We start from the raw sequence: 19,567 nt of genomic DNA, 5'->3' as shown, positions 1-19,567 counted from the left end.
ATCTCGCACGCGTCGAGGCCGGGAGCCGTGCGAGACCGCCGATCTCGCCGCTGCGGCGGCACGGAACTGGCCTGAGGCCGGCCGACCGTCCGACGAACGCGCAGCGTCCTCGACGACGTCCCGGCGGCCGGAGGGTGGGACCCCGCTCCCGCCAGGTCCTACCTGACCAGCGAGAGCCTGACGCCGGAACGGGACGCCGAGAGCGGCGTCGTCCGGCTCCGCCGGCCGACCGGGGTCGGCCGACCCGCGGGACCGGGCAGGCCGACGAGGGCCGGCTGCCGGCGGCGCTCGAGCACGTCGGTCGGCACCCGGATCCCCGCGATGGTGATCGCCTCCGGCACCGGGGTCGTCCCCAGCGCGGCGAGGGTCTCGGGCTCGGCCTCCTTCTCCTCGACGATGAACTGCACCGACAGCACCGGGGTGCGGCGGCCGTCGACCACCTTGTGACCGATGCCGACGGAGCAGACGTTCGGGTCGTCCAGGTGGCGCTGACCCTCGGTGCGGAGGTACCGGCGGAGGCCCGTGAGCAGGTCTCCGTACGGCACCTCGCCGGGCCGGGAGTCGACGCCAGGTGGCTGACCGGACATGGAGGGGCCTCCCCGGGTGCTCGGGCGCGGTCGGCGCGGCCACGGAGGCCGGCCACCCCCCCGATCGTGGCCGGACCCCGCGCCTGCTCCGGACAGAGGGAGCCGCCGGGTCGCCTGATACACCGCTGTCACAGCGGTGTGCCGGTTGGTTGACGGGTCGTGCTGGCGCGGCAGCGGGATCGCGTGATCTCGCACGGCTGAACGCCTCGAAGCGTGCGACATCACGCGATCTCGTCTGTCGACCACCTCTGTCAGCCAACCCGAGAACCGCTCTCAGGAGGCGGCCCGGTGCGCTCCGCCCAGGTGCTGGACCAGCCGGGTGAACCGGTCGGTCGGGTCGAGGCCGAGCTCGTCGCGCAGCATCGTCCGGAAGTGCTGGTAGGTGCGGACGGCGGCGGCCACGTCGCCCTCGGCCAGGTGCACCCGGACCAGGAGGCGGTGGGCGCTCTCCCGCAGTGGCTCGCTGCGGACGGCGAAGTGCGCGGCCTCGACCGCCTCCGCCGGCCGGCCCGCCGCGGCCAGCCGGGCGCCGAGGGTCTCCAGCGCGTACAGCCGCAGCTGCCGCAGCCGCTCCCGCTCGATGAGCACCCAGTCGTCGTGCCAGCGGGGCAGCAGGTCGCCCTGCAGGTCCGGGGGCAGGAGGGTCAGGTCGTCGAGGGGGGTCCGCGGGTCCCGGACGGCCGCCGCCCACGCGATCAGCTCCCGGACGTCGACGTGCACCCCGGGGGCGAGGGCCAGGGCGCCGCCCGCGGTGTCGAGGAGCCCCGGGGCCACGCGGCCCAGCCGCCACAGCGCCGAGCGCAGGCTCGCCTGCGCCTGGTCCTCGGGGACGTCGCCCCAGAGCTGGCCGGCGACCGCCGAGCGGCCCGGCCGCCCGGCGAAGCAGACGAAGGCGACCACCCGCTGCACGCCCGGGGGGACGTCGTCCCGACCGGCCCGCGACCCCCGGCCCGCCGACTCGAGGGAGAAACCGTCCAGCAGGCCGACCCGGGGCGCCGGACGTCGGTCCGGGGCCGGCCACGCCGCTGTCGTCCGCGTCCGCGCGTCCATGGAGATCCCCTCTGCAGCGGTGGACGACCGGCAGAGGCGGACGGCGGCCGACGTGATACACGCGACCCCGCTACCCGCGGGGACCGGAGCGCCCCCGCGCGGGCGTCAGCGCGCGACCGGCTGCAGCGGGCGGATCCCCCGCACCAGCTGCGTCATGTGCTCGCTGGGCCGAGCACCGATCTCGTCGGCCAGGAGCGCGCGGAACCGCTCGTAGACCCGCAACGCGTCGGCGACGTTGCCCTCCGTCAGGTGGACCCGGACCACCGTCCGGTGCGCGCTCTCCCGCAGCGGCTCGGCGCGCACCGCCGCGTAGGCGGCCTGGAGCGCGTCCCCGTACCGCCGGGCCGCCGCCAGCCGGGCCGCGACCTGCTCGAGGGCGTGCATGCGCACCTGCCGCACCCGCTCGCGCTCGAGCATGACCCAGTCGTCGTACCACCCGGGGAGCAGCTCACCGAGGAGGCCGGCGTCGGGCAGCTCGACGTCGTCGATCGAGGACCGTGGGTCCCGCACCCGCCGCACCCAGTCGTCGAGCTCCCGCACGTCCACCCCGACACCGTCGGCCAGCGAGAGGCGACCGGCGGACACGGCCACCAGGCCGGGCGCCGCCTTCTGCAGCCGCCACAGGGCCGAGCGGAGGCTGCCGTGGGCGTGGTCCTCGGGGACCTCCGGCCACAGCACACCGGCGACCGTCGACCGGGGTGGCCGCCCGGCCAGACAGAGGTGGGCGACGAGACGCTGCACGCCGTGCGGGAGCTCCCCCACCCCCGGCCGACCGTTCCCGGCGCCGAACTGGACCCCGAACCCGTCGAGGAGCGTCACCCGGGCACGCGCATCGACCCCCACGTCGACCATCCCCTCCCGTCGACGGTGCGACGACACGGAAGATAGGCAGGGCGCGGACGGATGGTCAGGGTCCAACTGCCCGCTGTCGCCCCTCGGTGGCGCGGAGACCCCGGGCGGAACTCAGCCGTTCGCGTCGTCCGGGTCGACGGCGTCCCGGACGAAGCCGTCGAGCCAGGCGCGGACGGCGGCGAGCACGTCGTCCGGGGACGACGCCACGGCGACCGTCGCGTCCTCCGCGGGCGTCTCGGCGGTGGCCTGCACGGTCAGGAGCCGCGCCCTGAGCTCGCCGGGGCCTTCGAGCCACACGCGGATGAGCAGTGCCGCACTCGGGTCGTCGACCACGTCTCTCTCCCACGGGGTACTACGCAGCGTTGCAGAGTCCGCTGTCCGATGCCCGCGTACCGCGGTCAACGTGCGAAGACCCATGCTGGGTGGTCACGCTGCGTGGCGCAGTCCCCCGTACGGATGATGCGCCGACACCACGGGCACCCCCGTGCCCGTGGTGCGCCGGCGCCCCGTCCCGCCCGGCCCTCCGGTGCGGCGGCGGGGCTCGTCCCCCTACGCCCGCGTCAGGCCGGTCGTCGCCCTCGACTGCGACGGGATGGCCGCCCCGGAGCGGACGTGGACTCCCCCGGCAGGGAGGTGCGGCGCGGCCGGCACCCGGCGCAGCCGCGGGATGTGCTGCACCAGCCGGGTCATCTGCTCGGTCGGGGACACGTCCAGTTCGTCCCGCAGCATGGTCCGGAAGAGCCCGTAGGCCCGGATCGCCTCCGCCACGTTGCCCTCGGCCAGGTGCACCCGGACCACCGTCCGGTGCGCGCTCTCCCGCAGCGGCTCGGCGCGGACCGCCGCGTACGCGACCTCCAGGGCCTCGCCGTGGCGACCGAGGAGGGCGAGCCTCGCGGCCACCGCCTCCAGGGCCTGCATGCGCAGTTGGCGCAGCCGCTCCCGTTCGAGGAGGACCCAGTCGTCGTACCACCCGGGCAGGAGGTCACCGAGCAGCGCCGCGTCGGGCACCGCGACGTCGTCGGCCCCTGCGGGCGGGGCGATCGCCCGCCGCGCCCAGTTCCCGAGGTCCCGCACGTCGACCCGGACGTCCGCCGCCAGACGGAGCGCGCTGCCCGACGCCTCGATCAGGCCGGGCGCCGCCTTGTTGAGCCGCCACAGCGCCGACCGCAGACTGCCGTGGGCGTGTGCCTCGCGGACGTCGGGCCACAGGTGTCCGGCCGTCGCCGTCCGGGTCGGCCGGCAGGACAGGCAGAGGTGGGCCACCAGCCGTTGCACGCCCCGGGGCAGGTCGTCGGTGGCCGCCCGGTGCTCCCGGCCGGGGACCTCGAGGTGGAATCCGTCGAGCAGGGTGACGCGGGTGGCTGGTGGGCGGTCCACGGAGGTCGTCCTTCCTGTGGGATCGAACAGCCGTCCAGGAGGAGCACCGGAGAGACGACGGTATCCCCCGGCCGCGTGCCCGTGAGCGGCGACGGGAACGCTATTCACGTCCGCGCGCCGGGACCGTACGCAGTTGTGCGTACGCACCGGCCGGTCACGGCGGGACCACACCCGCCTCCCGGACCGGCCACCGGGGCGCGACGACCTCCACGATCCGGTGCGGACGGATTACGCTCTGCTGCGTGCCGGGCACCACGACGTGTCACGCCGCGTGGCTGGAGCTGGTCGGCGACATCCTGCAGGGGCGGCCCGGGGCACGGGAGTTCCCCCACGCGCGGGTGGCGGACCTGCTCCTCACGTCCTTCGGTGCGGCCTGCTGCTCGCGCAACGTCGTGGACGGCGCGTGGGTGGACCACGTCGTCGGTGGCTGGCCCGACGGCTTCCTGCCGACGACGCCGCCGTCCGGTCTGCTCCCCGACGCCACCACCCAGCCGCTGATCCGCTGGTACGCCGTCACGCGCAGCTCCGCACCGCAGATCCTGGGCCGGGTGCCCCACGCGGTGGCCGGTCCGGGGATGCGCGCGGAGTGGTCGGCGTTCGCCCGCCCCCTCGGCATAACCCACCAGCTCGCCCTGCCGCTCCGCGTGGGCGAGGGGATCGAGGCCTACGTGGTGAGCCGCCCCGACGACGACTACGGCGACGCCGATGCCGCGCTGGCCGCCCTGGTGCTCCCGGTGCTGACCGCGATCGTCGGACAGCACCGGGTGCTGCGGGACGTGCCGGAGGAGCGGTACGACCGCGCCGTGGGCACCCGGCTGACCGACCGCGAGTTCGCCGTCCTCACCCTCCTCGGGGCGGGCCTCACCGCCCAGGCGATCGCCCGCCGCCTGGACACCTCGCCCCGGACGGTGCACAAGCACCTCGAGCACCTGTACCGCAAGCTCGGTGTGCGCGACCGGCTGATGGCGGTCCAGCGGGCTCGGGACGCCGGCCTGCTGCCCCCGCCTCCCGAGCCCGGGAGACGGCGCGGAGCCCCCCATGCCCCGGTGCGCATCCCCTCCCCCCGGAGCGGCGGGCAGCTCCTCGCCGGCGTGCCCGCCGGGCGGAGCACCCCCGGGCTCTGACGTCCCCTGCCGCTGCCGGCGGTCAGGTCGCCGGGTGCCCGACCCGCCAGACCTGCGCGACCTCCCGTGTCCGGGTGGTGTCGGCCTCCGGGTCGCCACGGACCAGCACGAGGTCGGCGCGCATCCCCGGGACGAGCGCTCCCCGGTCCGGCAGGTCGAGCGCGGCGGCCGGCTACCCCGTGGTCAGCGCGGCCAGCTCCGCGACGGCGTCCACGAGCAGCTCGCCGTCGAGCAGGACGCGGTCGTTGTGGTCGGCGCCGGGCACCTCCACGCGGCGGTGCAGCTGCGCGGCGGCGTCGGCGACCCGCCGGCTCTGGGCCGGGGGCACGATCGCGTCCCGGCCGCCGTAGACGACCGTCGTCGGCACCCGCAGCCCGGCGACCCGCTCGGCGACCGGGTACCGGTCGCGCAGCAGCAGCCGGACCGGGAGGAACGGGTAGTGCTCGCTCCCGACTGCGGCCAGGTCGACGAACGGCGACCGCAGCAGGAGCCCGGCCGGCGGGTGCTCGACGGCCAGCTCGGTCACCACGCCGCAGCCCAGGCTCTCGCCGTAGTAGAGGAGCCGGTCCCCGGGGACGCCGGCCTCCTCGACCAGGTAGCTGCGTGCGGCCCGCACGTCGAGGGCCAGCCCCTGCTCGCTGGGGCTGCCCGGGTTGCCCCCGTACCCGCGGTAGTCGAACAGCAGCACCGCCAGTCCGGCCGACGACAGTGCCCGTGCCAGCGGCGCCCGCAGACCCCGGTGCCCGCCGTTGCCGTTGGCCACGAGGACGGCGGGGGCGTCGGCGGTCGGGCCGGGGACGAACCAGGCACCCAGGCTCAGGCCGTCGGCGGTGGTCAGCCGGACGTCCCGGCCGCCCGGGACGACGTCGGCGGCCGCGGGCACGGGGCCGCCGTGCGGGAGGTACACCAGGCGCCGCTGCACCGCCCACAACAGACCCACCAGCACAGCCAACACGACCGCGACGACCAGCGCCGCCCGCAGCACGGAGCGCACGGCCCATGGTCGGGGGCCGGCGGCCGCACCGCACACCCCCGCCGCGCGTCAGGATCCCCCCGTGGAGTTCGCCGACCTGCGCCGGCCGTTCGTCATCGCCCACCGCGGTGGGGCCATGCAGGTCCCGGAGCACACGATGGAGGGGTACCGGGTGGCGGTCGGCCAGGGCCTGCCGGTCATCGAGCAGGACGTGTCGACGCTGGCCGACGGCGGCCTCGGTGTCATGCACGACGGCACCGTGGACCGCATGACCACCTCCAGCGGCAACGTCGCCGACCACACCGCGGTGTCCTGGAAACAGCTCGACATCGACGCCGCGGACATCCTCGGCGGGGGCTGGCCGAACGGGCTGCGCCCTCCGCTGTTCGAGGAGGTGCTCACCGAGTTCGGCAACCGCGTCCTGCTCTGCTGCGAGGCCAAGAGCCGCGACGCGATGCGGCCGATGATCGACGCGCTGGTCCGGCGCGGGATCAGCCCGGCGTCCGTCCTGCTCCAGTCCTTCGCGCTGGCCGACTGCCGGCTGGCGCGCTCGCGGGGGTGGGGGGTCATCTGGCTGGGGAGCACCGACGTCGACCGGGCCGCCGCGGAGGGCATCAACTGGATCGGACCGGAGGCGGGCTCGGTCACCCCGGGGCTGTGCGCCCGAGCGCACGCCGCGGGGATCGAGGTGGCCTGCCACACCGTGAACCGCCGGCACTCCCGCGACGTCCTCGTCGCCGACGGGGTGGACGCGCTCTTCTCCGACGACCCCGTCTACATCGCGGGGGACGCGGCGCGGCGCACCGCGGACCTGTTCGCCCGTCAGGTCTGGCTGCCCGGGATGCTGGCGGACACCGACCGGGGCCGGTTCCACGCGGACGACGGTTCCTGGGGCGTCGACGTCTCCGCCACCGCGAGCTCCACGCTCATGGGGTTCCTGGCGCCGCCGGACCCGGCCGCGTTCACGCTGCGCCTGGCCCTCCGAGTGGACGAGACCTGCGCCGACGGCCGCACGAGCGGCGGGTGGGTCCTCCTGAGCACCGACGACCACCCGTACCGGCCGTCGTCCGCCGCGTCGGCCGGCGTCAACGGCTACCGGTTCTGCCTGCGGGCGGACGGCGGCCTGGACGTCCACCGGGTCGTCGAGGGGGTCGCCACCGCGCTGGCGTCCTCGACGGGGGCGCCGCTGCGGATGGGCACCTACGTGCCGCTCCGGATCACCGTCACCGGCTCGGACCTCCTGTTCACCCGCGCCGGCGACGTCGCCGAGACCGTGACCGTCGCCGACGCCACCCACCGCCCCGTGCCCGTCGTCCACCTCGGCGGCGCGCTCGCCGGGGTGCGCTTCAAGGACGTGGAGTTCGCATGACCGACCCGTGGGAACGCCCGGGCCACGGCCCCTCCGACCCGGAGGGCTACCTCATCGAGCAGACGCGCGAGGGCTACCGGTGGACCTGCCGGGCCGACGGCCGCTCGGGAGGCCCGTTCGCCAGCCGGGAGGAGGCCGTCCTCGCCGCCGAGGCCGACCACCACACCGGGTGCACCGAGCCCGGCGGGACGACGGCTGACACCATGCCGCCATGAGCCACGGCCACGCCGTCCAGGACGAGCTCCGCGAACCGGCCCGCGCGCTGCGTCGCGCGATCCCCGAGGTCTACGCCGGCTACCGCCAGCTGCACGCCGCCGCGTACGCCGCGGGTGCACTGGACGAGAAGGCGAAGGAGCTCATCGCGCTCGCCATCGCGGTCAGCAAGGAGTGCGACGGGTGCATCGCCTCGCACGCCCGCGGCGCCGCCCGCACCGGCGCCACCGAGGAGGAGGTCGCCGAGGCCCTCGGCGTCGCGATCGCCATGAACGGCGGACCGGGCACCGTGTACGGCCCGCGCGCGTTCGCCGCCTTCCGGGAGTTCGCCGACGATACCGATCCCGAGCAGGGCTGACCGGCGGCCGTCACGCCGGTCGCTGCGGGGGCGGCGCGGACGGCGTCCGGGTGGGCCGGGTGCGGGTGAACCGCCACCCCGCCCGCTCCAGCAGGGCGATGCTCTGGTCGACCACGGCCTCGAGGTCGTACTCCTGCGGCACCTCCGGGGGCATGGCCAGATCGAGTGCATTGGCCAGCGCCACGTGGAAGTCGCTCCGTGCCATCGCCGCGCCTCCGTCCCCCGTTCCCGGGCTGCGAACGTCCTCGGCCACGCCGGTGGTGCTCCTCGGCGGCACCCTGATGATGTCCCCGGCTCCGCCTGCTCGTCGACGCCGTCCGGGGCCGACCGCGCGGACGGTCAGGCCGGGTGGCCGCGGGCGACGCCGAGGTGGTGCCGCCCCGCCTCGGTCAGGGAGACGGTGTCGACGGCGACCGTGACGATCGTGGCGCCCTCGGCGGCGTAGCCGGCGGCCTCCTCGCCGCTGGAGGCGTGGACCCCGACGGGCACGCCCGCGGCGGCGGACCGGGCGATGATCGAGGACAGCACGCCGCGCAGCTCCTCCCGGCGCTCGTCGCCGGTCAGCCCCAGGGACAGGGACAGGTCGCCCGGACCGACGTAGACGCCGTCCAGCCCCGCGACGGCGAGGACGGCGTCGAGGTCGTCGAGCGCGGTCGCGGTCTCGACCATCACGACGGCCAGGGGCCGGTCGGCCCCGCCGGAGAGGCGTCCGATCGACCGTCCCCCGGCCGGGGCGTACCGGCAGGCCGCGACGACCTCGCGGGCGTGGTCGGCGTCGCGCACGTTGGGCACGACGACGCCGCGGGCGCCCAGGTCGAGCGGGCGTCCGACGTCGGCGAAGCCGGGGCTGCGGGTCCGGACCAGCGGCACCGCGCCCGCCCCGGCGATCGCCGCGGCGACACCCGGCAGCTCGGCCTCGGCGGTGGCGCCGTGCTGCAGGTCGACCACGACGTAGTCCGCTCCGGTCCGCGCCAGCACCTCGCCGGTCACCACGCCGGGCAGCAGGCTCCACAGGCCGTGGCACGCCTGCCCGGCGGACCACCGCCGCCGCAGGTCGACCTCGCTGACCGCCATCCCGGGCCTCCCCCTCCCCGGCTCGGGACTCCGGCGGCGGCGCCGGACGGCGCACCCGGGACCGGGCCGGGGACGATCCTGCTCGGCGGCCCCGGCGCGCGCGACCGGGCCGACCGCCTACCTGGTCACCGCCCGCACCATGGACCGGACGAGCGAGCCGACGGCGGCGACCGCGGCGGCCGCGACCACGGAACGGAGCAGGGGGTGCCTGGGGGTCATCGTCGTCTCCCGGGGGTCTCGAGGAGCGCCCAGCGTCCACCCGGTGGGCGGCGCGCAGGAGTCGCCGCACCCGGTGCGGGATGCCCGTTGCCCGGACCCGGGCGGAGGAGCACAGTGTGTCGCGCGGCGGTGCCGCAGGGGCGTCGCCGCCACCAGGAAGGAGTGGTGGCCATGTACGCCCGATCCACCACCATCCGAGTCCGGCCGGAGGTCGTCGACGACCTCACCACCGCCATCCGCGACGACGTCATGCCGATGGTCACGCGGCTGGAGGGCTGCGTCGGTCTCTCGCTCCTGACCGACCGCGACACCGGTCGGTGCATCGCCACCAGCGCCTGGGAGACCGAGGACGCGATGCACGCCAGCGCCGAGCAGATCCGCGCGTCACGGGAGCGGGTGGCCGAGCGGTTCCGGGCCACGACCGAGGTGCAGGAGTGGGAGATCGCCGTCCTGCACCGGGCGCACCGGGCAGGGGACGGCGCCTGCGCGCGGGTCACGTGGGCCCGGACCGGCCCCGCGAACCTGGACCGGGTCACCACCGCCTACCGGGAGAGCCTGATGCCCTGGTGGGAGCAGACCCCCGGGTTCTGCAGCAACAGCCTCATGGTCGACCGCCGGGACGGCCGGTGCGTCTCGGCGGTCGTGTTCGACAGCCGCGAGGCGATGACGCACACCCGCGACCAGTTCACGACCCTGCGCGAGGAGTTCTCGAACCGGATGGGCATGGAGATCCTCGAGGTCACCGAGTTCGACCTCGCCCTGGCCCACCTGCGGGTGCCCGAGACCGTCTGACCGGCCGGCCGCGGCCGCGGGGTGCCCGTGGTGGCGCGCGGGGGCCGGACGTGCGGCCGGGCCCCCGCGCGTCGACCGTCAGAAGGCGGGGATGACCGCGCCCTCGTAGGTCTGCTCGATGAACCGGCGGACCTCGTCGGAGTGCAGCAGCTGCTCCAGCTGCTGGATCCGCTCGTCGTCCTCGTCACCGGTCCGCACGACCACCAGGTTGGCGTTGGGGTTGCCCTCGGCCTCCTCCAGCGCCAGGGCGTCCTCCGCCGGGACCAGGTCGGCCTCGATGGCGTAGTTGCCGTTGATCACCGCGATGTCGACGTCGGCCAGCGACCGGGGCACCTGGGCGGCCTCCACCTCGGAGATCTGCAGGTCCTTCGGGTTGTCCTGGACGTCCAGCGACGTCGGCGCGGCGTCGCCGGTGTCGGCCAGGGTGATCAGCCCGTTGGCCTCGAGCAGCCGCAGCGCGCGGGCGGCGTTGGTCGGGTCGTTCGGGATCGCCACGGTCGCGCCGTCGGGGAGTGCGGCGAGGTCGGTCAGCGACTCGGAGTAGATGCCCAGCGGCTCGATGTGCACCGGCTCCAGCGGGGTGAAGTCGTACCCGGCGCTGGCCTCCTGCTCCTCCAGGTACGGGATGGTCTGGAAGTAGTTGGCGTCCAGCGACCCGTCGTCCAGCGCCACGTTCGGCTGCACGTAGTCGGTGAACTCGACGACCTCCAGGTCCAGGCCGGCGCCGGCGGCGAGCTCCTCGTCGACGTACCGCAGGATCTCGGCGTGCGGCACCGGGGAGGCCCCGACCCGCAGCGGCTCGTCGGCCGCGGACAGCTCGGCCTCACCGCCGCCGCACGCGGCGAGCAGGGCGGTCGCCGCGGACGCGGCCAGGAGCGAGGTCAGACGGGAGCGCATGGTGGGGGTTCTCCTCAGGGGGTGATCGGTGGCCGGGCGGCCACCGGAGGTGGGGAGGGCGGTCAGGCGTGGGCCAGCCGGCGCGCCCAGTGGTCGCCGGCCCACTGCAGGGCCTGCACGATGAGCAGCAGCAGGACGACGGTCAGCAGGGTGATGTCGGTCCGGAACTGCTGGTAGCCGAAGCGGATGGCGAAGTCCCCGAGCCCGCCGCCGCCGACGGCCCCGGCCATCGCCGAGTAGCTGATCAGCGCGACGACGGTGACGGTGACCCCGGCGATCAGCGAGGGCCGCGCCTCGGGCAGCAGCACGGTGCGGACGACGTCCCGGCGGCGCGCGCCCATGGACATCGCCGCCTCGACCTTCCCGGGGGCGACCTCGCGGAGGCTGGTCTCCACGAGCCGGGCGAGGAAGGGGACGGCGCCGATCGTCAGCGGCACGATGGCTGCCGTCGAGCCGATCGTCGTCCCGACGAGACCGCGGGTGACGGGGGCGACGAGGAACAGCAGGATGATGAAGGGCAGCGACCGGCCGAGGTTGACCACCAGCCCCAGCAGCCGGTGCAGCAGCGGCCGCGGGGCGAGCGCCCCCGGGGCGGTGACCGTCAGCAGGATCCCGAGGGGGACGCCGAACACCACCGTGAGCAGCGCGGAGACCCCGACCATGTACAGCGTCTCGCCGGTCGCCTCGACCAGCTGCGGGTAGATGCGGGCCCAGTCGCTCACCGGTCCACCCCCGCCGCCGGAACCGTGTCCGCGTGCACCGGTTCGATCAGGACGCCGTCGTCGCGCAGCCGGCGGACGGCGCCGTCCAGCCGCCCCAGGTCGCCCGTGGCGCGCAGCAGCAGCCGGCCGTACCGCCCGCCGGCGACCGTCTCCACCGAGCCGCCGGCGACCTCGACCGCGAGCCCGAGCTCCCCGACCAGGGTCCGCAGGACGACGGTCTCGGGCGTGCGGTCGGTGACGGTCACCCGCAGCAGGACCCCGCTGTGGCCGGCGCCGGCGTCGGCGACCGGGGCGGGCAGCAGCGCGTCCCCGAGCGGCGAGTGCTCGCGGGTCAGGACCTCCGACAGCCGGCCGCTGTCCACGACCCGGCCCCGCTCCAGCAGGACGGCGCTGTCACACACGGCCTTGACCACCGCCATCTCGTGGGTGATGAGCAGGACGGTGAGCCCGAGCTCCGACCGCACCCGGCGCAGCAGGTCCAGCACGCCGGCCGTGCTGGCCTGGTCCAGGGCGGAGGTCGCCTCGTCGCAGAGCAGCACCGTGGGGCGGCCGGCCAGGGCCCGGGCGATGGCCACCCGCTGCTTCTGCCCGCCGGACAGCTGCCCCGGGTGCGCGTCGGCCCGCTCCCCCAGCCCGACGAGGTCCAGCAGGTCGGTGGCCCGGCGACGGCGCTCGGCCCGGCCGACCCCGGCCAGCTCGAGCGGGTGCTCGACGTTGCCTGCCGCGGTCCGCGAGTCGAGGAGCTCGAAGTGCTGGAACACCATCCCGATGGAGCGGCGCGCGCGCCGCACCTCGTCGTCCGGCAGCTCGGTGAGCACCCGGCCGTCCACGGTCACCGATCCCGACGTGGGCCGCTCCAGCAGGTTCACCAGGCGCACCAGCGTGCTCTTGCCCGACCCGCTGGGGCCCACCACGCCGGCGAACTCGCCGGCCGCCACCCGCAGGTTCACCCCGTCGACGGCGACGACCTCGCCGGAGCGCCTCCGGGCGGGGAAGACCTTGCGGACGTCCTTCAGTTCGATCACGGGCGGGCAGTCCTCGGGGTGAGCAGGCAGGGACGGGGGTCGAGCGGCGCCGGCGGCGGACGCACGCGGGGGTACCCCGCGGACGGCCGGAGGCGTCACGGGCGGGAGACGGCGACGGCTGATCTGCCCGGTGTGACCGGGCGGCTACCGCGACGGGGGTCGGGCGGTCAGCGACACAGGGCCGCGGCGGTGCGGCTCAGGTCGACGTGCCGGCGGGCCCACGTGGGCGCTGGGCCTGTCATCGAGTCCTCCATCGGTCCTGGCAGTAGCACCCTCGTCCGCGGAGGCGGGGGGTTGCTGCGGCGTCGTCGAGCCAGGTCTCTCAGCCGCTCCGGATGGTCTTCTGGATCGACTCTACCCAGTGGCGAGGAGGGACCGGCGCCCCTGGCCTGCGACGTCACCCACAGCCGACCGCGACGAGCGCGCCCGACGGACCGCCGAGCCGCGCTACTCGCCGCCTTCGAGCACGTCCGGCGCCGGGCGAGGAGGCGGGTGTGCAGCTCTGGGGCAACCCGGACGGCGTCCCCTTCGGCCGGCACCCCTTCGGTGTGCCCATCGAGGCCGAGGCGACCTCCGGCGGGGTGATCTTCGGCCCGGAGCTGCGCGCGGGCTGGTGGTGGGGCACCGACCGCCAGGCCGACGGCGAGCTCTTCCGGGCCCGGATCACCGACGTCACCTTCCGCTGACCCGGCGTTCCCACACCCTCCCGGCCGGAGGATGAGGTCGCCGCGACCCGGTCCTCGAACGCGTCACCCGACGGCACCGACGGGACCGCGCCCCGGCGCGCGGACCGACTCGCCGGCGCCGCGTCCCCGCCTCGACGTCGGGAGCCCGTGCCGCACGAGCGGTCGGGCCTAGTGTGCGGCACTCGAGTGGAGCGCCGCTCCGCCGACCTCCCGAAGCTCGGAGACCGCCAGCACCCGGCTCGTGGGGTACAGCTCGACGTCGGCGTCGTCGCTCAGCCGGTCCGTGACGGTGAGCCAACCGGGTGGGCCGAATCGCACGATCCGCCGGGGCAGCTCGACCGCATCCGCCGGGTTCGCCGGATCCCGGAGGACGACCCGGCCCTCGTACAGGTGGCGGTCGTTGACGGTGGTGACGTCCATGGGCACAGCTTCCTCGGTGCGACCCGCTCCGGAGGTCGGCGCGAGCCGGTGCCCGAGGCGGACGACGTCCGACCCCGTCGGACCGGGCACGGAGAGGGGCCACGTCGTCGGCGGTGGCCCCTTCCCCGGCCGGTGCACGGCCCGGGCCGAGCCCCCGCGACGCCTGCGACGATGGCGGCAGGTGCCGCTCGGCCGGTCGGCCCCGTCCGCGCGTGGGATCGCGGTTCCCCCGGCCCATCCAGGAGGCGTTCGCACGATGGCACAGCACGAGGACCTGCCGGCCGACCGGATGCTCGACGTCTCCGCGCGCATCGCCGATGCCCTGCTCGAGGTGCAGCGTGCGGTGAACCGGCAGATCGACGCCACGCAGGCCGACCTGCTGCCCGGCGTCCAGCAGCGACTCGGCCTCCAGGATGCGGCCGCGGCCGATCTCTCCGGCCTGGTGAACACCCGGATCGCGGCCCTGACCATCGTCGTGACCCCGGAGGCGGTGGCGAGCGTCCTGCCGCTGTCCGCTGCCTCCGTCGCCACCACGCGGGCCGGACGCCGCGCCGTGGCCGACATCGTCAGCGGCGCCGACAGCCGGCTGGTCGTCATCGCCGGCCCGTGCTCGATCCACGATCCGGCCGCCGCCCTGGAGTACGCCGGCTTCGTCCGTCGGATGCGCGCCAGGCACGGTGACGACCTGGAGATCGTGATGCGCACGTACACCGAGAAGCCGAGGACGGAGGTCGACTGGAAGGGGTTCGCCTACGACCCCTACCTCGACGGATCCAACCGCATCAGCGTCGGCCTGATCGCGACCCGGATGCTCATGTGCCGGATCACCGCGATGGGCGTCCCGGTCGCGGCCGAACCGCTGAACGCCCTGACACCGCAGTACGTGAACGGCCTGGTCACCTACAACGGCGTCGGCGCCCGCAACGTGACCGACCAGACCGCCCGCGAGCGGGTGTCCGGGTTCTCGTCGGTCATCGGCTTCAAGAACTCGCCGGAGGGGAGCATCGAGGCCGCCGTCCAGGCCGTCATCGCGGCCCGGGCGCCGCACGAGTTCCTGGGCGTCGACCGCCACGGGATGACCGCCCAGCTGGCCACGACCGGCAACGAGACGGGCCACGTGATCCTCCGTGGCGACAAGCACGGCCCCAACTACTCCGCGGCCCACATCGCTGCGACGAAGGCCGCGCTGCGGGAGCGCGGCCTGCCGGAGGTGGTGGTGGTCGACGCCTCCCACGGCAACAGCCAGAAGAACCACCTGCGCCAGATCGACGTCGTGCACGACCTGGCCGGCCAGATCGTCGCCGGCGAGGCGGCGATCCGCGGCGTGATGGTGGAGAGCAACCTGGTCGCCGGCCGGCAGGACCTGGACCAGCAGCGTCCTGGTGACCTGACGTACGGCGTGAGCGTCACGGACGCCTGCGTCGACCCGGACACCACCGCGGCCCTGCTGGACGAGCTGGCCGGCGCCGTGCGGGCACGGCGCGGCCGCGCCGCGGCGGACGGGAACGGCGTCCGGCAGGCGGGCTGAGACCGCCCTGGGGGATCGCCCGGGCCGGACGCCGACCGCTCACTGGCACCCGGACGGGACCGCTGCCAGGCTCCCACCGTGACCGGCATCGAGGCTGAGCCGCGGGCGCACACGGTCCTCGCGTCGGCCGACGCCCGCGGGTTCTCGTCGTTGCGGCACAGCGGCCCGCCGCGCGCGGAGCGGTACGCACTCGGCCGTCGGCTGCGCCGGAGCGCCCCGCGCTCGGCGCTCGGGGACTGGTCTCCGCCGCCCGACCGTGCCGACGTCGTCGAGCAGGTGGTCCGGTCGCACGAGGGCCGGCTGGACTGGCTGGTCCCCGTGCGCGTCGGGCGCATGATCGCCTCCCCCTACGCCTTCCTCCGGGGAGCGGCGAACGTGCACGCCGCGGACTTCGCCGGCCTGCCCGCCACCGGGATCACGCCGGTCGTGTGCGGTGACGCGCACCTCGGCAACTTCGGGTTCTACGCCTCCCCGGAGCGCGACCTCGTGTTCGACCTCAACGACTTCGACGAGGCCCACCCGGGTGCCTGGGAGTGGGACCTGCGCCGGCTCACCACGAGCGTCTGGGTGGCGGGCCGGGAGAACGGTGCGTCCGAGGCGGCCTGCGGCGACGCGGTCGCGCGGTGCGTGGAGGAGTACCGGCTGCAGATCGCGGCCCTCGCCGAGCAGCCGCTGCTCGCCCGCTCCTACGAGCACCTGGACGTCGACCGGCTGCTGCGGACGGCGCCCGGCACGGCCCTGCGGTCCGAGATCGAGACGTCGGCCCGCCGGGCCCGCAAGCGCACGAGTGACCGGGCGCTGCCCCGGATCACCGCGGAGCGCGACGGTGCGCGGCAGATCCTGGACGAACCCCCGCTGATCACCCACCCGCGGCCGGAGGAGGCGGACCGGCTGGCCGAGGCTCTGGACGCCTACCTGACCACGCTGCCGCCGCACTGGGCCCGGGTGGTGGGCGGCTACCGCCTGGTCGACGTCGCGCACAAGGTGGTCGGCGTCGGCTCGGTCGGGCTCCGCGCGTGGGTGGCCCTGTGCGAGGGCAGCAGCGCCGACGACGTGCTGTTCCTCCAGCTCAAGCAGGCCCGGCGCTCGGTGATCGCGCCGTTCGTGCACGGCGAGTCGGCGTGGCACGCCCACCAGGGACAGCGGGTGGTGGAGTACCAGCAGGCGGTGCAGACGGTGAGCGACCCCCTCCTCGGCTGGACGAGCGTGGGCGAGGTCCAGTACTACGTCCGCCAGTTCCGGGACATGAAGGGCGCGATCACCCTCGTCGGCATCGACGCCGCCGCCCTCACCTCCTACGCGGGCATCTGCGGGTACCTGCTGGCCAAGGGGCACGCGCGCACCAGCGGGGCGTCGATGATCGCCGGTTACCTCGGCAGCGGCGCCAAGGTGCGCACCGCCCTCTGCCGGTTCGCCCGGGCGTACGCCGACCAGACCGAGCGCGACCACGCCGATCTGGTGGGCGCCGTCCAGCGGGGTGTCCTGCCGGCCGAGACCGGCATCTGAGCGCGCCGGCGGTCAGAGCCCCAGGGAGCCCGAGGCGGGGTCGGCCCAGCGGCCGGATGCGTCGTAGGACCGGACGACCAGCGAGCGCCACCGGCCGGTGCGGCTGATCTCCTTCTCGCTCACGCCCTGGGCGTAGGCGGTGGTGGCGAAGCCGCGGCGCAGCGAGTGCGGGGACAGCCCCTCGGCGGAGACGCCGGCCCGCGCCGCGGCACGCTCCAGGACCAGGCCGACGCTGCGCGTGGTGAGCGGGGTCGTGCCCAGCCGCTGGCTCCGCCCCTTGCCGACGGACCGGAACAGGGGACCCGAGCGGACGTCCCGCGCGGCGAGGACGCCGACCCAGGCACGGACGGCCCGGACCGGGCAGGTGGCCGCGCGGACGCCCTCCGCCAGCGCGAGGGTCTCCCCCGCGCCGTCCTGATCGGTCTTGGAGAAGCGCAGCAGGACGTCGAGACCGCCGTGCCCCGCGGGCGTCAGGTCCTCGATCCGCAGCCACACCAGGTCCGACGCCCGCAGGCCGAGCGCGTAGCCCAGGAGGATCAGCGCCCGGTCGCGGAGCCCGGCCGGGGTGTCGGGCAGGTCCTCGACGAGGGCCCGGACCGTCGCGGTGTCCAGCGCGCGGGCCCGGCGGGGGCGGTAGCCGGTGCGGGCCGCCGTCCGGCGGATCCCGGCGAGGGTGCGGCGCACACCGGGGTGGTCCCCGGGCGGGACGTGGCCGCTCCCGCGGTGCGCGTCGTTGAGCGCGGACAACCGCCGGGCCACGTAGGGCGGGCTGTGCCCGGCGTCGGCCATCGCGGCCAGCCACGCGGCCACCTGCAGCGGGTCGGCGGGCAGCTGCGGCGGCAGGCCGCGCGCGGTGCACCAGGTGGTCCAGGCGGCCCGGTCCCGGCGGTAGGCCTCGCTCGTGGAACCGGCCCGGGCGGCGGCCACGTAGGCCCCGACCGACGCCAGGTCCCCGGGCAGCAGCGCAGCACCCGGGTCCGGGTCCGGGTCCCCCGGGGTGTCTCCGGCCATCCGGGGTCCTCCTCCGCGGTCGCAGATCGCTTCCGAGAAGAGGTGATTCCCGGAAGCAAGCGAGTCTCGCCGACCGCGTGACCGTTCGCCAAACGCGGATGGAATGGATGCGCGGAACCGGCCGTCCATCTATCGTCCGGCTATGGGCCCTGTAGCGACCTCGAGCGACGACCGGTGCGCCTATCCCGGCTGCACCGCCCAGCGCCGGCCGCGCGTGGCGGGGCGCAGCGGCCCCCCGCCGAAGTTCTGCGCCGATCCCCGGCACACCCCGGAGGCTGCGCGGCAGGCGCGCGCCCGGGCCGCCGGCGACCGGGCGGCACGGGCTGCGGCGAGCGCGGCCGCGCTGGCGGAGGGCCTGCCTCCCGAGGGCCGGGTCCGGCAGCTGGTGGGCCAGTGGGCCGCCGCGGCCCGCGACGCGGTCGTCGCGGCCGAGGCGCAGGCCGTCCTCCTCGCCGCCGCGGCCGACGCGCTCGACCGGTACCAGGACGAGGCCGCCGTGGAGGCCCGGCTCACCGAGGCGAGCGCGGCGATCGACGCCGCCCATGCCGCGCGGTTGCGCGCCGAGGAGCAGACCCGGCTCGCCGAGCAGCGGGCCACGGCCGCCGAGGACGCGGCCGGCCGCGCCGACCGCGCCGCGCACGAGGCACGGGCCGCGGCGGAGCAGCAGGTCACCGACGCGGAACGCGCCGTCGGGAACGCCACGGCGGCACAGCAGGCGGCCGAGGCGGCACGGGACCGGGCCGAGGAGGGGCGCCGCGCCGCCGCGCAGGCCGCCCAGGACGCGGAGCAGGAGCAGCGGGCCGCCCGGCGGACGGCGGACGAGGCCCGTGAGGCCCTGCAGCGCGCACGGGCCGAGGCCGCCCGCGACCACGACGCCCTCGTCCGGGCCCGCGCCGAGTGGAGCGTCACCGAGCGGACCCTGACGGGGACCCTGCAGACCCTGACGCGCGAACGCGACGAGGCCCGCAGGTCCGCGGACGAGGCACGGACGGCGGCGGCGACGGCCCGGCAGCAGGTCCGCGACGCCGAGCGGGAGCAGGCCGCCGCTCGGCTCGCCGAGCGCGAGGCCCGGGACGCGGCGCGGGAGGCGGCCGGCCGGGCGGCCGCGGCCGAGCAGGGCCGTCAGGACGCCGTCACGGATGCGGCGCGGTCCGCGCAACGGGCCGAGGACGCCGACCGGCGGGCCGCCGAGGCGGGGGCGGAGGCCCGGACCGCCGCCGAGCGGGTCGGCGCGCTGACCGCCGAGGTCGACGTCCTCCGCGCCCGGGTGGCGGAGCTGACCGCCGGGCCGGACCGACGTCGGGACGCCGACAGGTGAGCCGCGCCGGCGCGACGCGATGACCTCCGTCGCCGCGCACGGTCGGCCCCGGCGACCCACCCGCGCGGGAGGACGCCGATGCCACGCACAGGTCCTCGGGTGCCTCACCGACGACACCACCTGAACCGCGTCGTCGGCGTCCTCTCCCTGGAGGGCAAGGCGGCCTACGACGCCGCCGTCGAGGCCGGGGGTCGCCGGCGACCCGGACCTGGAGGTGGTGCGCACGGCCGAGGAGGGCGACACGGTCATGGCCGAGATCGTCGGCCGGGTGAGCCAGCGGGACGCGTCGGTCCGGCAGCTCTCCATGGCGGAGGTCCTCGTCAGCGGCAGTCACCACTGACGGCGTTTCCGTCGCCGGCTGTCAAGAGAGTCCGCACATCTGTGGACAAGCCTCTGACCTGGGGATTTGAGTGACTGCGCGCTCCCGGATCGGCTAGACTTCGAACGCCTGATCGAACCGGTGGGA

General features: G+C 75.9%; 23 protein-coding genes and 1 riboswitch. Of the genes, 10 read left to right on the top strand and 13 right to left on the bottom strand.

The annotated features are described in order from the left end of the window. Nucleotides 1-158: 158 nt before the first annotated feature. The 5 genes from ACI78Z_RS00980 to ACI78Z_RS00960 all read right to left on the bottom strand — a co-directional run bounded on the left by ACI78Z_RS00980 (nt 159) and on the right by ACI78Z_RS00960 (nt 3,866). On the bottom strand, nt 159-587 hold the full coding sequence (locus ACI78Z_RS00980) for a hypothetical protein (protein WP_457034640.1): 429 nt from the start codon (nt 585-587) through the stop codon (nt 159-161). 273 nt (nt 588-860) lie between these two features. Further along, entirely contained in the window at nt 861-1,637 is a 777-nt protein-coding gene (locus ACI78Z_RS00975; protein WP_457034639.1) for an AfsR/SARP family transcriptional regulator, read from the bottom strand. A 105-nt stretch (nt 1,638-1,742) separates the two neighbouring features. After that, nucleotides 1,743-2,480 (bottom strand): AfsR/SARP family transcriptional regulator, encoded by a 738-nt coding sequence (locus ACI78Z_RS00970; RefSeq protein WP_457034638.1) that lies wholly within the window; start codon nt 2,478-2,480, stop codon nt 1,743-1,745. A 120-nt stretch (nt 2,481-2,600) separates the two neighbouring features. After that, nucleotides 2,601-2,822: a hypothetical protein gene (locus ACI78Z_RS00965; RefSeq protein ID WP_457034637.1), complete on the bottom strand. Its 222-nt coding sequence runs from the start codon at nt 2,820-2,822 to the stop codon at nt 2,601-2,603. Between the two features lie 216 nt (nt 2,823-3,038). Then, on the bottom strand, nt 3,039-3,866 hold the full coding sequence (locus ACI78Z_RS00960; protein ID WP_457034636.1) for an AfsR/SARP family transcriptional regulator: 828 nt from the start codon (nt 3,864-3,866) through the stop codon (nt 3,039-3,041). A gap of 242 nt (nt 3,867-4,108) precedes the next feature. Between ACI78Z_RS00960 and ACI78Z_RS00955 the strand changes: the two genes are divergently transcribed. Next, entirely contained in the window at nt 4,109-4,990 is an 882-nt protein-coding gene (locus ACI78Z_RS00955) for a response regulator transcription factor (RefSeq protein ID WP_457034635.1), read from the top strand. Nucleotides 4,991-5,162: 172 nt separating this feature from the next. Here the strand turns inward: ACI78Z_RS00955 and ACI78Z_RS00950 are convergent, their stop codons facing one another. Beyond that, complete coding sequence (locus tag ACI78Z_RS00950) at nt 5,163-5,984, bottom strand: alpha/beta hydrolase (RefSeq protein WP_457034634.1); 822 nt, start codon at nt 5,982-5,984, stop codon at nt 5,163-5,165. 61 nt (nt 5,985-6,045) lie between these two features. Here ACI78Z_RS00950 and ACI78Z_RS00945 point away from each other — a divergent pair, with 61 nt between their 5' ends. From ACI78Z_RS00945 to ACI78Z_RS00935, 3 genes are read left to right on the top strand one after another with little or no spacing between them, the layout of a single operon-like run. After that, nucleotides 6,046-7,332 carry a glycerophosphodiester phosphodiesterase gene (locus tag ACI78Z_RS00945; RefSeq protein WP_457034633.1) on the top strand — a complete coding sequence of 429 codons (1,287 nt, stop codon included), beginning with the start codon at nt 6,046-6,048 and terminating at the stop codon, nt 7,330-7,332. Then, nucleotides 7,329-7,547, top strand: coding sequence for a hypothetical protein (locus ACI78Z_RS00940; protein ID WP_457034632.1), 219 nt, complete (start codon nt 7,329-7,331; stop codon nt 7,545-7,547). Before ACI78Z_RS00945 ends, ACI78Z_RS00940 begins: the two co-directional genes overlap by 4 nt. Continuing rightward, the gene (locus tag ACI78Z_RS00935) at nt 7,544-7,903 is read left to right on the top strand and encodes a carboxymuconolactone decarboxylase family protein (protein ID WP_457034631.1); all 360 of its coding nucleotides are present in this window, start codon (nt 7,544-7,546) and stop codon (nt 7,901-7,903) included. Before ACI78Z_RS00940 ends, ACI78Z_RS00935 begins: the two co-directional genes overlap by 4 nt. A gap of 10 nt (nt 7,904-7,913) precedes the next feature. Here ACI78Z_RS00935 and ACI78Z_RS00930 read toward each other — a convergent pair whose 3' ends face one another. Then, entirely contained in the window at nt 7,914-8,156 is a 243-nt protein-coding gene (locus ACI78Z_RS00930) for a hypothetical protein (protein WP_457034630.1), read from the bottom strand. Nucleotides 8,157-8,242: 86 nt separating this feature from the next. Beyond that, nucleotides 8,243-8,977, bottom strand: a complete 735-nt coding sequence (locus ACI78Z_RS00925) for an HpcH/HpaI aldolase family protein (RefSeq protein WP_457034629.1) — start codon at nt 8,975-8,977, stop codon at nt 8,243-8,245. A gap of 390 nt (nt 8,978-9,367) precedes the next feature. Between ACI78Z_RS00925 and ACI78Z_RS00920 the strand changes: the two genes are divergently transcribed. Beyond that, on the top strand, nt 9,368-9,988 hold the full coding sequence (locus ACI78Z_RS00920) for an antibiotic biosynthesis monooxygenase (RefSeq protein ID WP_457034628.1): 621 nt from the start codon (nt 9,368-9,370) through the stop codon (nt 9,986-9,988). 78 nt (nt 9,989-10,066) lie between these two features. Here ACI78Z_RS00920 and ACI78Z_RS00915 read toward each other — a convergent pair whose 3' ends face one another. From ACI78Z_RS00915 to ACI78Z_RS00905, 3 genes are all read right to left on the bottom strand, one after another. Continuing rightward, nucleotides 10,067-10,885, bottom strand: a complete 819-nt coding sequence (locus ACI78Z_RS00915) for a MetQ/NlpA family ABC transporter substrate-binding protein (protein ID WP_457034627.1) — start codon at nt 10,883-10,885, stop codon at nt 10,067-10,069. Between the two features lie 62 nt (nt 10,886-10,947). Next, nucleotides 10,948-11,607, bottom strand: a complete 660-nt coding sequence (locus ACI78Z_RS00910) for a methionine ABC transporter permease (protein WP_457034626.1) — start codon at nt 11,605-11,607, stop codon at nt 10,948-10,950. Next, nucleotides 11,604-12,632 carry a methionine ABC transporter ATP-binding protein gene (locus ACI78Z_RS00905; protein ID WP_457034625.1) on the bottom strand — a complete coding sequence of 343 codons (1,029 nt, stop codon included), beginning with the start codon at nt 12,630-12,632 and terminating at the stop codon, nt 11,604-11,606. Before ACI78Z_RS00905 ends, ACI78Z_RS00910 begins: the two co-directional genes overlap by 4 nt. A 247-nt stretch (nt 12,633-12,879) precedes the next feature. Continuing rightward, nucleotides 12,880-12,974, bottom strand: a riboswitch (SAM riboswitch). 152 nt (nt 12,975-13,126) lie between these two features. Here ACI78Z_RS00905 and ACI78Z_RS00900 point away from each other — a divergent pair. After that, complete coding sequence (locus ACI78Z_RS00900; RefSeq protein WP_457034624.1) at nt 13,127-13,318, top strand: hypothetical protein; 192 nt, start codon at nt 13,127-13,129, stop codon at nt 13,316-13,318. 168 nt (nt 13,319-13,486) lie between these two features. Here ACI78Z_RS00900 and ACI78Z_RS00895 read toward each other — a convergent pair whose 3' ends face one another. Beyond that, the gene (locus ACI78Z_RS00895; RefSeq protein ID WP_457034623.1) at nt 13,487-13,738 is read right to left on the bottom strand and encodes a hypothetical protein; all 252 of its coding nucleotides are present in this window, start codon (nt 13,736-13,738) and stop codon (nt 13,487-13,489) included. 256 nt (nt 13,739-13,994) lie between these two features. Between ACI78Z_RS00895 and ACI78Z_RS00890 the strand changes: the two genes are divergently transcribed. Together ACI78Z_RS00890 and ACI78Z_RS00885 are read left to right on the top strand one after the other, a co-directional pair. Continuing rightward, nucleotides 13,995-15,266: a 3-deoxy-7-phosphoheptulonate synthase gene (locus tag ACI78Z_RS00890; protein ID WP_457034622.1), complete on the top strand. Its 1,272-nt coding sequence runs from the start codon at nt 13,995-13,997 to the stop codon at nt 15,264-15,266. Nucleotides 15,267-15,344: 78 nt separating this feature from the next. Further along, a complete protein-coding gene (locus ACI78Z_RS00885; RefSeq protein WP_457034621.1) occupies nt 15,345-16,772 on the top strand; it encodes a DUF2252 domain-containing protein in 1,428 nt (475 codons plus the stop codon). Between the two features lie 12 nt (nt 16,773-16,784). Here ACI78Z_RS00885 and ACI78Z_RS00880 read toward each other — a convergent pair whose 3' ends face one another. Then, the gene (locus tag ACI78Z_RS00880; protein WP_457034620.1) at nt 16,785-17,783 is read right to left on the bottom strand and encodes a site-specific integrase; all 999 of its coding nucleotides are present in this window, start codon (nt 17,781-17,783) and stop codon (nt 16,785-16,787) included. Nucleotides 17,784-17,925: 142 nt separating this feature from the next. Between ACI78Z_RS00880 and ACI78Z_RS00875 the strand changes: the two genes are divergently transcribed. Together ACI78Z_RS00875 and ACI78Z_RS00870 are read left to right on the top strand one after the other, a co-directional pair. Continuing rightward, a complete protein-coding gene (locus ACI78Z_RS00875) occupies nt 17,926-19,101 on the top strand; it encodes a hypothetical protein (protein ID WP_457034619.1) in 1,176 nt (391 codons plus the stop codon). Nucleotides 19,102-19,315: 214 nt separating this feature from the next. Continuing rightward, on the top strand, nt 19,316-19,441 hold the full coding sequence (locus ACI78Z_RS00870; RefSeq protein ID WP_457034618.1) for a hypothetical protein: 126 nt from the start codon (nt 19,316-19,318) through the stop codon (nt 19,439-19,441). The last annotated feature ends 126 nt before the right edge of the window (nt 19,442-19,567 follow it).

This window comes from Geodermatophilus sp. SYSU D01176 (assembly GCF_054050015.1).
The sequence above is the reverse complement of the archived record's forward strand: the minus strand, read 5'-3'. Positions and strand labels throughout refer to the sequence as shown.

What these genes read in the sequence shown, in the direction of transcription:
- ACI78Z_RS00980 (WP_457034640.1), bottom strand. Translation starts at nt 587, where the DNA reads ATGTCCGGTCAGCCACCTGGCGTCGACTCCCGGCCCGGCGAGGTGCCG.
- ACI78Z_RS00975 (WP_457034639.1), bottom strand. Translation starts at nt 1,637, where the DNA reads ATGGACGCGCGGACGCGGACGACAGCGGCGTGGCCGGCCCCGGACCGA.
- ACI78Z_RS00940 (WP_457034632.1), top strand. Translation starts at nt 7,329, where the DNA reads ATGACCGACCCGTGGGAACGCCCGGGCCACGGCCCCTCCGACCCGGAG.
- ACI78Z_RS00935 (WP_457034631.1), top strand. Translation starts at nt 7,544, where the DNA reads ATGAGCCACGGCCACGCCGTCCAGGACGAGCTCCGCGAACCGGCCCGC.
- ACI78Z_RS00925 (WP_457034629.1), bottom strand. Translation starts at nt 8,977, where the DNA reads ATGGCGGTCAGCGAGGTCGACCTGCGGCGGCGGTGGTCCGCCGGGCAG.
- ACI78Z_RS00920 (WP_457034628.1), top strand. Translation starts at nt 9,368, where the DNA reads ATGTACGCCCGATCCACCACCATCCGAGTCCGGCCGGAGGTCGTCGAC.
- ACI78Z_RS00915 (WP_457034627.1), bottom strand. Translation starts at nt 10,885, where the DNA reads ATGCGCTCCCGTCTGACCTCGCTCCTGGCCGCGTCCGCGGCGACCGCC.
- ACI78Z_RS00895 (WP_457034623.1), bottom strand. Translation starts at nt 13,738, where the DNA reads ATGGACGTCACCACCGTCAACGACCGCCACCTGTACGAGGGCCGGGTC.
- ACI78Z_RS00890 (WP_457034622.1), top strand. Translation starts at nt 13,995, where the DNA reads ATGGCACAGCACGAGGACCTGCCGGCCGACCGGATGCTCGACGTCTCC.
- ACI78Z_RS00880 (WP_457034620.1), bottom strand. Translation starts at nt 17,783, where the DNA reads ATGGCCGGAGACACCCCGGGGGACCCGGACCCGGACCCGGGTGCTGCG.
- ACI78Z_RS00875 (WP_457034619.1), top strand. Translation starts at nt 17,926, where the DNA reads ATGGGCCCTGTAGCGACCTCGAGCGACGACCGGTGCGCCTATCCCGGC.